This window comes from Flavobacterium chungangensis (assembly GCF_042654045.1).
GTDB classification, from domain to species: Bacteria; Bacteroidota; Bacteroidia; order Flavobacteriales; family Flavobacteriaceae; genus Flavobacterium; species Flavobacterium chungangensis.
In genome coordinates this window covers 350,981-365,132 of record NZ_JBHSFY010000003.1, presented here as the reverse complement: position 1 = coordinate 365,132, position 14,152 = coordinate 350,981, and the positions used below count along the sequence as shown (strand labels likewise).

The following is a 14,152-nucleotide window of genomic DNA, read 5'->3' as shown; positions in this document are numbered from 1 at the left end:
ATAAAATTGTTATATTTACAATCTTACAATGTTATAAGATGCCAAAATTTTTATATACAAGCTTTATTTTTCTTTTTATTTTCACTTTAGCGAAAGCTCAAGAAAAAGAAATCGACCCACCGTATAATATTAAAACGGTTTCGTTTATCCAGAATGGCAGCAATGTCCCTCCTATTTTCGAATTAGGCTCTGCATTTACCTTTCAATTTGATGATTTATTTGGTAACGAAGCCAATTATTATTTTGAAGTTATTCATTGCGACTATAACTGGTTTCCAACAAATATTCCGAAAACAGACTATGTTCTTGGCATGGATAATCAGAGAATTACCGATTTTTCGAATTCGTTTAATACACTACAGGTTTATACACATTACAGACTTTCTTTTCCAAATCAGTTTACACAGCTTCTGAAACTTTCGGGCAATTATATGCTACGAATTCTGAATGAAGATAAAGAAGTTATTTTCTCTAGAAAATTCATTTTGTATGAAAACCATTGTACAGTTGGAGTTCAAGTAAAAAGAAGCCGCAACCTCAGCAATATTGATTACAAACAGAATCTTGATTTTGCGATTTTATCTAACGATATTGTTTTTCAAACTCCACTACAAAATGTAAAAGTGCTTTTACTTCAAAATGGCAACTTTCGTACCGAGATAAAAAATATTGTACCTCAATATACAATTGGCAATCAGCTGGTTTATAAATATGACAAAGAAACCCAATTTTGGGGCGGAAATGAGTTTTTGTATTTTGAAAACAAAGACATTCGAGCAGCCAATAATAATGTTGCCAAAATAGGTTCGAACAATGATATTTACAATGCGTTTTTGTACACCAATGCCGCAAGAGGAAATCAGATTTATACGAATTATGAAGATGTAAACGGAAATTTTGTAGTTAAGAACATCAATGGTTCTAACAACGACATTGAAGCCGATTATGCTTGGGTTTACTTCACTCTTTCTGCTCCCGCTTTTAGAATGAACAAAGACATTTATATCACTGGAATGTTCAACAATTACAGCCTTTCACCAGAATACAAAATGGACTACAATACTGATAAAGGAGTTTTTGAAAAAGCTATTATGATCAAACAAGGTTTTACTAATTTTCAGTATACCGTTGCAGATAAAAAAGGAGTTATTGACTTTGAAAATGCTATTGACGGAAACTTTTATCAGACTGAAAACGAGTACACCGTGCTGGTTTATTACAAAGAGGCAACAGACCGTTATCAGCGTGTAATCGGAAAGGGAAATGCAAACTCTATCAATATAGTCAATTAAAACAATGTTAAGGTTTTAGTTTAAACGATTTTTTTTCGTAGCTTTGCCTCTATAACACTCACATATATACGGCGTTAGTATGGTTTCTCAAATTACACGAGGCATAAAAATATCTGTTTTGACTAGTTTTGAAGGTACATACTTCAAAAACTATAAGATTCATTTTGCTTTTAGCTACGTAGTTACCATCGAAAATCATAGTAAAGATTCGGTACAATTAACTTCTCGCCATTGGGAAATTTTTGATTCTTTAAATGATTTAGAAGTTGTAGATGGTGAAGGTGTAATTGGTAAAAAACCAGTTTTAAAACCTGGCGAAAACCACACTTACAGCTCTGGGTGTTTATTATCGTCTCCTTATGGTGCAATGAAAGGTCATTTCAATATGATCAATTTTACTACTACAAAAACATTCAAAGTAATTGTTCCTACTTTTAGAATGTGCGCTCCTTTTGCATTAAATTAAGATATAGTTTACCTCTATAGCTTTTATCGTTATCTTAATCATAAAATTGTCAATTTATTAATTTATCCTTTGTACTTTTGTGCAGCGTTAGATTATTCGTAACAAAACAAATCGTCTAACTTTAAATTGTCTAATTCACAAATTTTAAATAACATGCTTAAAGGATTTTTTCATGTACCAAAAGCGGTAAACGAGCCTGTAAAGAGCTACGCACCAAACTCACCAGAAAAAGCTGCTGTTCAGGCTGCTTATACCACAATGTGGAATTCTCAAATTGACGTTCCTTTATATATTGGAAACGAAGAAATTAGAACTGGAAATACAAGAAACATTACAGCTCCACACAACCACAAACACGTTGTTGGAAAATACCATTTAGCTGAAAAACAACATATTGAAAAAGCAATTGCTAATGCACTTGAAGCAAGAAAAGCATGGGCTAACATGGCATGGGAACAACGTGCTGCTATTTTCTTAAAAGCTGCAGAACTTATCGCAGGACCATATAGAGCTCGTATTAACGCTGCTACAATGATTGGTCAATCTAAAAATATTCACCAAGCAGAAATTGATGCATCTTGCGAATTAATCGACTTTTTACGTTATAATGTTGAGTTTATGACTCAAATCTACAACGATCAGCCAAAATCAGATTCTACTGTTTGGAACCGTGTAGAATACAGACCATTAGAAGGTTTTGTTTACGCTATTACTCCTTTTAACTTTACTGCTATTGCTGCAAATCTTCCTGCAAGTGCTGCCATGATGGGTAACGTTGTGGTTTGGAAACCAAGTGATAGCCAAGTATTCTCTGCAAAAGTTATCATCGACGTTTTCAAAGAAGCTGGAGTTCCAGATGGAGTTATCAATGTAGTTTTCGGAGATGCTTTAATGATTACCGATACCATTTTAGCAAGTCGTGATTTTGCTGGAGTACACTTTACTGGTTCAACTCATGTATTTAAAGATATTTGGGCTAAAATTGGTGCAAACATCAATAATTACAAAACGTACCCAAGAATTGTTGGAGAAACTGGAGGTAAAGATTTTATCATTGCTCATCCAAGTGCAAACGTAAAACAAGTAGCTACAGGAATTACTCGTGGAGCTTTCGAATTCCAAGGACAAAAATGTTCTGCAGCTTCTAGAGCTTATGTTCCGCAAAGTTTATGGCCAGCCGTAAAAGAGCAATTAATCACTGATGTAAAATCTATGAAAATGGGTTCTCCAGAAGATTTTGGAAACTTCATTACAGCAGTTATTCACGAAGGTTCTTTTGACAAATTAGCTAGCTATATTGACCAAGCAAAAAAAGATGCTGACGCTGAAATCATCGTTGGAGGGAATTACGATAAATCTATAGGATACTTTATTGAGCCAACAGTTATTGTAACGACAAACCCTAAATATACTACAATGGAAACTGAGTTATTTGGACCAGTTATCACGATTTATGTTTACGAAGATGCTAAATGGGAAGAAACTCTTGAATTGGTAGATACTACTTCTGAGTACGCTTTAACAGGAGCTGTTTTCAGCCAAGATCGTTACGCTATTGAAGTAGCTACAACTAAATTACAAAACTCTGCTGGTAACTTCTATATTAATGATAAACCAACTGGAGCTGTTGTAGGTATGCAGCCTTTCGGTGGAGCAAGAGCTTCTGGAACTAACGACAAAGCAGGTTCTGCATTGAACTTATTGCGTTGGGCTTCTCCAAGAACTATCAAAGAAACTTTTGTAACTCCAGAAGATTATAGATATCCTTTCTTAGGTTAATCTGATTTTAGAATTCAGATTATAAATTTATAAAAGGCCTAAACTTCATTCTGAAGTTTAGGCCTTTATTTTTCGATTACGACCTCAGATGTAGATCATAATAAGCACGTACTCTCACCTAAAATAGATAGACAATTCCTTCATCTAAAAAATATCATTCCTTACATTAAAATAATTGACAGTCAAATTTTGTAATACTTTTCTTATTTATTTAAGAATCAGCACTTTAAAAAATTTATTTACCTTATTTTAATACTTTAAAAGCTTTTTGTTCCAGTCAAAAAAAAATCATCCTTATAAATTTGCCTCAATCTTAAATGATATTAAAAGATTTAATAAAATAAACAATATAAGAATGAGAAATCTAAACAATGTTCCTAAGATTATTATGGAATCAAAAAGTATTGGACATCCAATAGATTACAAATGGACAAAAAGAAAAATAAACGAACTTTTAGATCCTTCAGAAGAAAATATTAACCTTGAAGACACTCTAATGCAAATTAATCACAAGGGGTCAATTGGTTTAACTGCTGCATTGCTAGAATGGATTTATTGGCGTTTTACAGGATACACTCAAGCAACAACCGACACACAGAAACGTATTGAAGCACTTTGGTGTTCCATTAATAATCGCGAACAAACAAACCCTTTATTATTTGATACCGATTTTGAAATATCTGCGTCAGGTTCAGTAAATGGCGCATTATGGATTGCTTTAATGAATGTTAGAATGATTGATGTGAGGTACAGAAAAGGCTCTTACTTTTTGCAAAGCGAACTTATTGGGCTGGTTCTCCTTGCGCGTCATATTACTCCAAAAAAGAAAAAATTTGACAAGTGGTTTAGTCAAACCATTATAAATTTAATTCACTCACATCCTAATCCATACAAAAACGATGAATTAGATCAAAGTGATGAAGCTGTTTACGATTCTTCAAACGAACCTGTAATTTCCAGAGAATTTTTCTTTGATGCAGAATTCAAATATACAGTTGAAGCAGCTGAAAACTCAATTCATAACTTCATTGATAATTTAAATATAAAAGCAAATCCTTTCTTAGATTTTTCTAAAAAAGCATCTTAGTAAGGCCTATTAATTCAAAAACCGGAAAGAAATTCTTTCCGGTTTTTTTATATCAAACTAAGGCTTAAACTTTAAAGGAAGATGAACCACTTTTTTAGTTTCAAAAAACTCATCCTCAAATATTGCAGCTAAATCATACAAAGTGGCATTCGGAAAATCTTTTAATTCTTCTGTTAAGTCTCCACCTTTTAAATACAGGATTCCATTCTTTAAAATATGCTTGTGCTGCTTTTTTATTTTATCTTTTACCCAAGAAACAAAATCTGGCATATTGGTAACCGCACGGCTAACGATAAAATCGAAATCACCTTTTACCAACTCTGCACGTTTTTGTTCCGCTTTTACGTTCTTTAATTCTAACGCATCTACAACTCCCTGCACTACTTTTATTTTTTTAGCAATCACATCAATCAAATAAAAACGGGTTTCAGGAAAAAGAATCGCTAACGGAATACCCGGAAAGCCACCTCCCGTTCCAACATCTAGAACTGTCGCTCCAGGCTCAAATTTCATAATCTTAGCAATTCCTAACGAATGCAAAATATGTTTTGTGTATAAAGAATCAATGTCTTTGCGCGAAATAACATTGATTTTTTCATTCCAATCGTGATATAATAAGTCTAATTTTTGAAACTGTTCGATTTGAAGATCGGTCAAATTGGGAAAATATTTCAATATCTCATCCATTGCTGTAAATTTTTAACAAAAGTACTACTTTACGATTGAAATATTTAACTCAATTTTGCAAATTGAGAATTTATAATAATTACCTTTGAAACCTATTTAAAACAATTATGAATAACACGGCTCCAACTTTTGCAAGGCAAGACAATTTGAAGTTCTTCAGAACGCTTAACTCTCGGGTAAACAATTACTTCAAAGAAAACAATATCAAAAAAACCGGAAACTGGAAATTACATTTAAAAGCCGTTATTCTATTTGCAGTTTTTTTAACTCCATACTTTTTAATTCTTACACTTGACATGCCGTTTTGGGTAATGCTGCTTTTATCTATCGTAATTGGTATTGGAATGGCTGGTGTTGGAATGAACGTTATGCACGATGGTAATCACGGTTCTTATTCGACTAAAAGCTGGATTAATAAATTTATGGGGGGAACAATCTATGTTCTTGCCGGAAATGTTTACAACTGGCAGGTACAGCACAATGTATTGCATCATACTTACACCAATATTCCTGGTCACGATGAAGATCTAGATGCAGGAAGAATTATCCGTTTTACAGAACATGCAGAATGGCATAGTTTTCACCGTTTCCAGCATTATTACTCTGTTTTCTTGTATGGCTTATTGACTTTCAATTGGGCCATTACTACCGATTTTAAACAGATGAGAAATTATTTGAAAAGAAAATTATCGTACGGTGAACCAAAAAGTCCGAAAATTCTTTGGACAACTCTTATTATTACTAAAGTTATTTATATCTCTATTTGGATTGTTTTACCAATGGTAATCGGAATTACATGGTGGAAAGTACTTCTTGGATTTTTCGTAATGCATTATACTGCCGGATTAATTTTAAGTATTGTATTTCAGTTAGCACACGTTGTAGATCATACTACAAATCCTTCTCCAAATGAATTGGGAGAAATGGACAACACTTGGGCTGTTCACCAATTGTACACTACTACTAATTTTGCACCAAAAAATGCAATCGTAAACTGGTATACAGGCGGATTAAATCATCAAATCGAACATCATATTTTCCCTAATATTAGTCACATTCACTATGGTAAAATTGCAAAAATCGTAAAAGAAACTGCAAAAGAATGTAATTTACCCTATTACGAATACAAAACAATGGGAAGTGCTATTGTAGCCCACTTCAAACATTTACGTGACTTAGGAATGAAACCTGAATTATCTGTTTAAACTAAAAAAAATCTATTAATAATTAACCTTCCTTAATAGGCGCAGCAAATTAAGGACATTCAAAATTTTTATAATGAATCATATTCTTTCGGACAGAATCAACAATCTTGCAACTTCGCAGACATTAGCAATGGCCGCTTTGGCAAGAGAATTAAAAGCACAAGGAAAAGACATTATCAGCTTAAGTTTAGGTGAGCCAGATTTCAATACGCCAGACTTTATTAAAGAAGCAGTAATAAAAGCAGTAAACGAAAATTATAGCACTTATTCTCCAGTAGAAGGTTACCTTGAATTGAGAGAAGCAATTTGCAGAAAATTCAAAAGAGACAACGATTTAGATTACAAACCATCTCAAATCGTAGTTTCTACAGGAGCAAAACAATCATTATACAACATTGCACAAGTAATGTTAAACGATGGAGACGAAGTTATTTTACCAGCTCCATACTGGGTTTCTTATTTCGAAATTGTAAAACTTTCTGGAGGAGTTCCAGTTGAAGTTCCAACTTCTGTAGAAACCGATTTCAAGATTACTCCAGAGCAATTAGAAGCTGCAATCACGCCAAAAACAAAAATGATGTGGTTTTCTTCTCCATGTAATCCTTCTGGATCTGTTTACAGCAGAGAAGAATTAACAGCATTGGCAAAAGTTTTAGAAAAACACCCAAATATTTACGTAGTTGCAGATGAAATCTATGAGCATATCAATTTCTCAGGAACTTTCTGCAGTATCGGTTCAATTCCGGGAATGTTCGAAAAAACAATTACTGTAAACGGAGTTGCAAAAGCATTTGCCATGACGGGATACAGAATTGGTTATATCGGAGCTCCTGAATTTATCGCAAAAGCGTGTACAAAAATTCAAGGACAAGTAACTTCTGGTGCAAATTCTGTAGCGCAAAGAGCTACTATTACCGCTGTAGATGCTGATCCAAGCGTATTAAACGAAATGGTTCAAGCTTTCCACGGTCGTAGAGATTTAGTGGTTGGATTATTAAAAGAAATTCCAGGAGTAAAAATCAACGTGCCAGAAGGTGCATTTTATGTATTCCCAGACGTTTCTTCTTTCTTCGGAAAAACTTTAAAAGGAACTGAAATCAAAGATGCAAACGATGTTTCGATGTATCTTTTAGCTGAGGCAAACGTTGCTACAGTAACAGGAGACGCTTTTGGAAATCCAAACTGTATTCGTTTCTCTTACGCAACAAGCAACGACATTTTAAAAGAAGCTTTACGCAGAATCAAAGAAGCTTTGACTGCATAACAATATTCTAAGTTTTATTAAAAACGGCTTAAGGTTCAAAAGTTTCATCACTTTTATACTTTAAGCTGTTTTTTTATTTGCTTATTCGACAAAGATGGTTCAATAACAACTTTCTCTAATCAATTAAAAGAGTAGCAATATCTTTTGTAATAGTCGTTGGAGAATTACATTCGCAATTACTCAAACCTACTACATAAATTTGTTCAGTTGGCTCATAAACTCCCATAGATTTAAAACCAAAAATACTTCCTCCGTGCTCGCGAACTATTTTATTTTTTACTTTTTCTAAATGCCAGCCATATCCATAATCTATATAGGTTCTGTTATTTAATTTATAATTGGTAAAAGCTTTTTCTGTGTAAATAGGATTTAATAACACATTACTATTTATTGCATTTTGCCATTTCAGCAAATCATCTACAGTTGTCATGATCGACCCCGAAGCATACGGAATAGAAAAACTAATGTAATTTGTATTTACATATCCATTACTGTCACGATAACCAGAAACCCTATTTTTTATAATTTTATCATGGCTGGCATAATAACTGTTTTGCATTCCTATTTTCTTAAAAATATTTTGAGTTATAAATTCCTCATAAGTCTGCCCAGACACCATTTCAATAATATACCCCAAAATCACATATCCTGAATTGCAGTATTTATATTCCTCGCCAGGTTTAAAATCCATTGGTTCATTCTTAAAAAAATCTACTAACTTTTTAGGCTCCAAATCCCGTCTGGCAATATCTTTAATCGATTTCATACTCGTAAAATCCTTAATTCCCGAAGTATGAGTCAGCAAATGATGCAATGTAATCCTATTTCCATTTGTTGGGTAATCTGGAATAAACTTCGTAATTTCATCATTAAGCTTCAGTTTTCCCTGTTCAGCAAGCATCAAAATAGAAACAGCCGTAAATTGTTTGGTCATCGAACCAATTTCAAAAACAAATTCAGGCTTCATTTTAACATTCATTTCCAAATCAGCCATTCCAAAAGCTTTTCTATAAATCACTTTTCCATTTTTAACCGCAAGAAAAACAGCTCCAGGATTTTCGGGTTTAAACTTCGAAGTGATTAAACTATCTATTTTAGTTTCCAGATTTTGAGCCGATAAACCTGAAAAAGCCATTATAAATAAAACTATAAACGATTTTAAGAATGTTTTCATTTTGCGATTATTTGAGTTTGATTGATAAAGCTTTGACGGCATCAATCAACAAATGGTTACAAAAAGTAAATTTCTATAATTTTTGGGCGTGCCCCTCCGGGTCGGGCTATCCGTTACAAGTCCTCGCACTTCCTTCGTCAGGCTGTGGGCTTTCCACTGCTATCCCTCACGCAAAACGGAAAACGAGAAAATTCATTTTCAAAATAAAAAAATCTGCTAAATCTGCTGAATCTGCGGGAAAAAATAAATTAACACTTTCAAAATTCCCATTCCACAATATTATAAAACCCCAAATGTAATCCTGTAAAACATTCCATTCTAGAAGTCCCATCTTTGTAATGTATTAATTTAAAAACTATTAGTCATGATACATACAGATGAAACCACACAAGAAGCAATTAAAACTTTAGAAGGATTAATTTCAATTCTTGAAGACGGAAAACTAGGATATACAGATGCAGCAGAACATGTAGAAAATCCAGCAATTAAAACCGATTTCCTAGAATATGCCCGCGAAAGAGCTCTATTTATTGTAGAATTACAAAATCAAATCAACAAATTAGGAAAATCTACAGACAACTCTGGCGGAGGTCCACTTGGCGCACTACACCGAGCTTGGATCGATATTAAATCGGCATTTACTGGGGGTGACACAGAAGCCATTATAAACGCTTGTATTACAGGTGAAGAAGCTGCTGTTGAAAAATACAAAAAAGCACTAGAAGAAAATCATTTAGAACACGATCAAGTGTATATCGTTTCAAAACAATTAAACAGTATTCAAAATACTTTATCACAAATTAAAATGAGAGCAAGCTAAACGATTCATGCTTTTTTTTTGAAAACTGCTCAGTCTTCGGATTGGGCGGTTTTTTTATTTTTCATTGCCACTGGAAAATAAAATCTTATTTTCGTCTCAACCAATTCTAACTAGCAGACTACATGAAATTAACTTTACGCAATTTTCTCATTTACACAATCTTTACCATTTTATTTTCCTTTATTCCTTTATTTCAAAAGCCCAGCCAAGAGTTGGTAAATCAATAAATGCTTCTATAGGTTTTGCTTCCAGTAGTTCGTATTACATTGAAGATTATGGAAGTCAGGACCAATTAGATGTTATGGGCAGCGGACTGTATGTACAAGCAGAATATGCTTGGGGAATAACTTCATGGTTTGGCATAAAACCTTATACTGCTACAATTTCTACAAAAATTGATGGGGAACAATTTTATCTCGACCAGCCAAGATACAAAGTAACAACTCGTGCTTTGTTAGTTGGAGGAAAAGCTCGTATTTGCGCTCCAATTCCGTGGGTTGCGCCTTTTATTGAAGGCGGCATTGGCGCTTCATTTGGAAAATTTCAAACTTTTACACCAGCCGTTAATTACAATAAAAATACTGTTTTAATGCATATTCCCATCAGTTTTGGATTAGCAGTTGGCAGAAAAAATAATTTTGAACTTGGATTTTCAGGTTATTTTCATCCAGATGCAAAACAATCAACAGGAGTGTTTTCTGCAGGATACAATTTTCCAATAGATTAATTGTATCAAATAATTTCATTTATCTTCATTCCATATTAAGTTAACAATTTCAAAAAAATCGCTTCATCACTAGCAAACTCGAATAATTTATTAGACCTTTGCACACTTTTTTTCGGGAATACCACAAAAGTCTAAAGTTTTAGAAATGAAGAAGAAAATCGAAATATTAGCTCCTGCTAGAGATTTAATTGGAGGAATTGCTGCCATTAATAGTGGTGCAGATGCTGTATATATTGGCGCGCCACAATTTGGAGCACGCTCTAATGCCAACAACTCAATCGAAGATGTTGCCGAATTGGTAAAATACGCGCACTTATTTAACGCACAGGTTTTTGTGGTTATGAATACCATTTTGTACGATAACGAATTAGAAACTTGTCGTGCCATGATCTGGGAATTGTACGATATTGGTGTAGATGCCTTGATCATTCAGGATATGGCGATTATGGAAATGGACTTACCTCCTATTGTGCTTCACGCCAGTACACAAGCCAATAATCGTGATGCAGATAAAATTAAATTCCTTAAAGATGCCGGAATCAAACGTGTCGTTTTAGCACGTGAATTAAACTTGCATCAAATTAAAACAATATACGACGAAGCTGATGTTGAACTAGAGTTTTTCGTAACTGGAGCTTTATGTGTTTCTTTTAGCGGAAACTGCTATATGAGTGTGGCGAACGGAGAACGAAGCGCTAACCGTGGTTCATGCGCACAAAACTGCCGTTTACCTTATAACCTAATAGACGGAAACGGAGATACTTTAATCCGAAACAGTCACTTGCTTTCAATAAAAGATTTAGATGTTTCAGATCAGATTCCGAATTTGATTGAAGCTGGAATCGTTTCTTTCAAAATCGAAGGAAGATTAAAAGATGTTGCTTACGTTAAAAATAACGTATCTTATTTACGTCAGAAATTAGACAGCTATTTAGAAGGAAGCGATAAATACATTAAAGCCTCTTCAGGAAAATGCACGTATACTTTTGATTCTACTTTAAGCAGAACTTTCAACCGTGGTTATACCGATTATTTCGTAAACGAAAGACACAGTTCTATTGGTTCTTGGGAAAGCCCAAAATCAAAAGGCCAATACATTGGTAAATTAATTAGAACTGTTGGAAACGCTTACGAAATCGAAAACGGCGAATTATTAAACAACGGTGACGGACTTTGCTTTATCAACGAAAATAATGAAGCTGACGGAATCTACGTAAACAAAGCCGAGAACGGAAAAGTTTATCCAAACGTTTTAAAAGAAATCAAAGAAGGAACTTTCATCTATAGAAACAACGACGCTGCTTTCATTAAAATTGTTGAAAGAGAAGACAGCGCGATCCGTAAAATCGGAACTACTTTATTGCTTACAGAAAACGAAAACGGTTTTGAACTAATCGCTACCGACGAAGATGGAAACGTAAGTACAGTAAAATTAGAGCATCCGAAAGAACAGACTAAAACGGGCGAATCGATCGAAGAAAACATCAAAGTTCAATTGGCAAAAACAGGTTTTACACCTTACAGTGCCGATGAAATTAATGTAATGTTTTCTGAAAACTGGTTCCTTCCTATTTCAAAAATCAATGAAATGAGAAGAAATGTTTTCGATCAATTATCAGAAATTCGTTTGGCAAATTACAAACGTGAAGAACACCAATTGGTAAAAACGTCACATCCATATCCAGAAACTAAATTGGATTTCATGTACAACGTTTCAAACAAAACGGCTCGTAAATTCTACGAACGTCACGGTGTTACTGAAATCGAAAAAGCATTCGAATTACAATGGGATCCAGGAAAATCTCGTGTAATGACAACCAAATATTGCATCAAATACGAGTTGAAAAAATGCCCAATACATCAAAAAGATATCGTGGGTGTTAAAGTAAAAGAACCTTTGGTTTTAAAACAAGGTGAGTTGGAATACAAACTAAAATTCAACTGCAAGCCCTGCGAAATGGAAATCTGGGAAAAAGATGCCGAATTTGAAATTGAAGAAGATCATTTTCATTAAAGTTTAAACGCAAAGTTTTTTTACCGCAAAGAGCGCAAAGAATTACGCAAAAGGTTCGCAAAGATTTTAAAACAATCTTTGCGAACCTTTCTTTTACTCAAAAACGAAACCTTGCGTTCTTCGCGTAATTCTTTGCGAACTTTGCGGTTAAATAATCTGTTATTTCCACAATCTTGTCATTTCGACGTAAGGAGAAATCTTCGCAAGTCGCTCCGTTCCAATAAGCCAATCTTTGTAGAGCTTCTCGTGGAGATTTCTCCTTACGTCGAAATGACAAACTACATGGTTACTTTTATCTTAAGATTTCAATTAAATCAAAATCTGCTGAATCTGCAAAATCTGCGTGAAAAATTCTTTGCGTTTTTTTATCTTAAAAACAAAAACTTAGCGCTCTTTGCGTAAATCTTTGCGAACTTTGCGGTTAAAAAAAGCTTTTTCCCTACTTTTACTACTCAAACAATACACTACTCCAAAATGAAAATACTACTCCTAGGTTCAGGTGAATTAGGCAAAGAATTTGTCATTGCCGCACAACGAATCGGACAAACCATAATTGCAGTTGATAGTTACGAAAATGCACCGGCAATGCAGGTTGCACACGGTTTTGAAGTCATCAATATGCTTGACGGCGAAGCGCTTGACAGAATCGTAGCCAAACACCAACCCGATTTTATTGTTCCAGAAATAGAAGCTATTCGCACCGAGCGTTTTTACGATTACGAAAAACAAGGAATTACTGTTGTTCCTTCAGCGAAAGCGGCAAACTTTACCATGAATCGTAAGGCTATTCGTGATTTAGCAGCAAAAGAATTGGGATTACGAACAGCAAAATATCAATACGCAACATCAGCCGAAGAACTTCAAAAAGCCGTTCAAGAAGTTGGAATTCCATGTGTTGTAAAACCCCTAATGTCATCCTCAGGAAAAGGACAATCGACAATAAAAGCAGAAAGCGATATCGAAAAAGCATGGCAATATGCCGTTGCAGGTTCACGAGGCGATGTCATCGAAGTTATTGTAGAAGCATTTGTCGATTTCCATTCAGAAATTACACTTTTAACGATTACTCAAAATAATAATCCAACTTTATTCTGCGCTCCAATTGGCCATAGACAAGAAAGAGGTGATTATCAAGAAAGCTGGCAGCCTGCTTTAGTTTCAGAAAAAGACTTATACGAAGCTCAGGACATGGCTGAAAAAATTACGGAAGCGCTTGGCGGTGCCGGACTTTTTGGTGTTGAGTTTTTCCTAACCAATGAAGGTGTTTATTTCTCCGAACTTTCTCCGCGTCCTCATGATACCGGAATGGTAACCTTAGCAGGAACTCAAAATTTTAACGAATTTGAATTGCATTTGAGAGCGATTTTAAGTCTTCCGATTTTTGAAATTACTTTAGAAAAAGCTGGAGCAAGTGCTGTAATTTTAGCATCAGAAGATTCAGCCAATCCAACTTTCAGCGGAATCGAAAAAGTAGCCGCTTTACCCAAAACCGATTTCAGGATTTTTGGAAAACCGACGTCAAGACCTTACCGAAGAATGGGTGTGGTTTTAAGCCACGATACACTTTCAACTCCAATTACCGAAGTAATAGAGCGTGCCAAAGAAACGGCAAAATTAATAACTGTAAACTCTTAGAA

12 protein-coding genes are annotated in these 14,152 nt (G+C 34.4%); 10 read left to right on the top strand and 2 right to left on the bottom strand.

The window, feature by feature from the left end; genetic code table 11:
• Positions 1-38 precede the first annotated feature (38 nt).
• The 4 genes from ACFO3N_RS06720 (at position 39) to ACFO3N_RS06705 (ending at position 4,624) form a co-directional block, all read left to right on the top strand.
• A complete protein-coding gene (locus ACFO3N_RS06720; RefSeq protein WP_379796265.1) occupies positions 39-1,292 on the top strand; it encodes a type IX secretion system plug protein in 1,254 nt (417 codons plus the stop codon).
• Between the two features lie 79 nt (positions 1,293-1,371).
• Positions 1,372-1,758 (top strand): Co2+/Mg2+ efflux protein ApaG, encoded by a 387-nt coding sequence (apaG, locus tag ACFO3N_RS06715; RefSeq protein ID WP_008467225.1) that lies wholly within the window; start codon positions 1,372-1,374, stop codon positions 1,756-1,758.
• 153 nt (positions 1,759-1,911) lie between these two features.
• Entirely contained in the window at positions 1,912-3,537 is a 1,626-nt protein-coding gene (gene pruA / locus ACFO3N_RS06710; protein WP_379796263.1) for an L-glutamate gamma-semialdehyde dehydrogenase, read from the top strand.
• A 355-nt stretch (positions 3,538-3,892) separates the two neighbouring features.
• Positions 3,893-4,624 (top strand): hypothetical protein, encoded by a 732-nt coding sequence (locus ACFO3N_RS06705; protein WP_379796261.1) that lies wholly within the window; start codon positions 3,893-3,895, stop codon positions 4,622-4,624.
• A gap of 57 nt (positions 4,625-4,681) precedes the next feature.
• Here ACFO3N_RS06705 and rsmG read toward each other — a convergent pair whose 3' ends face one another.
• On the bottom strand, positions 4,682-5,311 hold the full coding sequence (gene rsmG / locus ACFO3N_RS06700; RefSeq protein WP_379796259.1) for a 16S rRNA (guanine(527)-N(7))-methyltransferase RsmG: 630 nt from the start codon (positions 5,309-5,311) through the stop codon (positions 4,682-4,684).
• 107 nt (positions 5,312-5,418) lie between these two features.
• Here rsmG and ACFO3N_RS06695 point away from each other — a divergent pair, with 107 nt between their 5' ends.
• Together ACFO3N_RS06695 and ACFO3N_RS06690 are read left to right on the top strand one after the other, a co-directional pair.
• Entirely contained in the window at positions 5,419-6,516 is a 1,098-nt protein-coding gene (locus tag ACFO3N_RS06695) for a fatty acid desaturase family protein (RefSeq protein ID WP_095928544.1), read from the top strand.
• A 73-nt stretch (positions 6,517-6,589) separates the two neighbouring features.
• Entirely contained in the window at positions 6,590-7,780 is a 1,191-nt protein-coding gene (locus tag ACFO3N_RS06690) for a pyridoxal phosphate-dependent aminotransferase (RefSeq protein WP_379796257.1), read from the top strand.
• A 115-nt stretch (positions 7,781-7,895) separates the two neighbouring features.
• On the opposite strand, the gene ACFO3N_RS06685 is transcribed toward ACFO3N_RS06690, so the two are convergent.
• Complete coding sequence (locus ACFO3N_RS06685) at positions 7,896-8,954, bottom strand: serine hydrolase domain-containing protein (RefSeq protein WP_379796255.1); 1,059 nt, start codon at positions 8,952-8,954, stop codon at positions 7,896-7,898.
• A 364-nt stretch (positions 8,955-9,318) separates the two neighbouring features.
• Between ACFO3N_RS06685 and ACFO3N_RS06680 the strand changes: the two genes are divergently transcribed.
• From ACFO3N_RS06680 to purT, 4 genes are all read left to right on the top strand, one after another.
• The gene (locus tag ACFO3N_RS06680; RefSeq protein WP_379796253.1) at positions 9,319-9,774 is read left to right on the top strand and encodes a ferritin-like domain-containing protein; all 456 of its coding nucleotides are present in this window, start codon (positions 9,319-9,321) and stop codon (positions 9,772-9,774) included.
• 64 nt (positions 9,775-9,838) lie between these two features.
• Positions 9,839-10,501, top strand: a complete 663-nt coding sequence (locus ACFO3N_RS06675) for a hypothetical protein (RefSeq protein WP_379796251.1) — start codon at positions 9,839-9,841, stop codon at positions 10,499-10,501.
• Between the two features lie 145 nt (positions 10,502-10,646).
• Positions 10,647-12,515: a peptidase U32 family protein gene (locus tag ACFO3N_RS06670; protein ID WP_379796249.1), complete on the top strand. Its 1,869-nt coding sequence runs from the start codon at positions 10,647-10,649 to the stop codon at positions 12,513-12,515.
• A 474-nt stretch (positions 12,516-12,989) separates the two neighbouring features.
• Positions 12,990-14,150: a formate-dependent phosphoribosylglycinamide formyltransferase gene (gene purT, locus ACFO3N_RS06665; protein WP_379796247.1), complete on the top strand. Its 1,161-nt coding sequence runs from the start codon at positions 12,990-12,992 to the stop codon at positions 14,148-14,150.
• Positions 14,151-14,152 lie beyond the last annotated feature (2 nt).

What these genes read in the sequence shown, in the direction of transcription:
- ACFO3N_RS06720 (WP_379796265.1), top strand. Translation starts at nt 39, where the DNA reads ATGCCAAAATTTTTATATACAAGCTTTATTTTTCTTTTTATTTTCACT.
- apaG (WP_008467225.1), top strand. Translation starts at nt 1,372, where the DNA reads ATGGTTTCTCAAATTACACGAGGCATAAAAATATCTGTTTTGACTAGT.
- pruA (WP_379796263.1), top strand. Translation starts at nt 1,912, where the DNA reads ATGCTTAAAGGATTTTTTCATGTACCAAAAGCGGTAAACGAGCCTGTA.
- ACFO3N_RS06705 (WP_379796261.1), top strand. Translation starts at nt 3,893, where the DNA reads ATGAGAAATCTAAACAATGTTCCTAAGATTATTATGGAATCAAAAAGT.
- rsmG (WP_379796259.1), bottom strand. Translation starts at nt 5,311, where the DNA reads ATGGATGAGATATTGAAATATTTTCCCAATTTGACCGATCTTCAAATC.
- ACFO3N_RS06695 (WP_095928544.1), top strand. Translation starts at nt 5,419, where the DNA reads ATGAATAACACGGCTCCAACTTTTGCAAGGCAAGACAATTTGAAGTTC.
- ACFO3N_RS06690 (WP_379796257.1), top strand. Translation starts at nt 6,590, where the DNA reads ATGAATCATATTCTTTCGGACAGAATCAACAATCTTGCAACTTCGCAG.
- ACFO3N_RS06685 (WP_379796255.1), bottom strand. Translation starts at nt 8,954, where the DNA reads ATGAAAACATTCTTAAAATCGTTTATAGTTTTATTTATAATGGCTTTT.
- ACFO3N_RS06680 (WP_379796253.1), top strand. Translation starts at nt 9,319, where the DNA reads ATGATACATACAGATGAAACCACACAAGAAGCAATTAAAACTTTAGAA.
- ACFO3N_RS06670 (WP_379796249.1), top strand. Translation starts at nt 10,647, where the DNA reads ATGAAGAAGAAAATCGAAATATTAGCTCCTGCTAGAGATTTAATTGGA.
- purT (WP_379796247.1), top strand. Translation starts at nt 12,990, where the DNA reads ATGAAAATACTACTCCTAGGTTCAGGTGAATTAGGCAAAGAATTTGTC.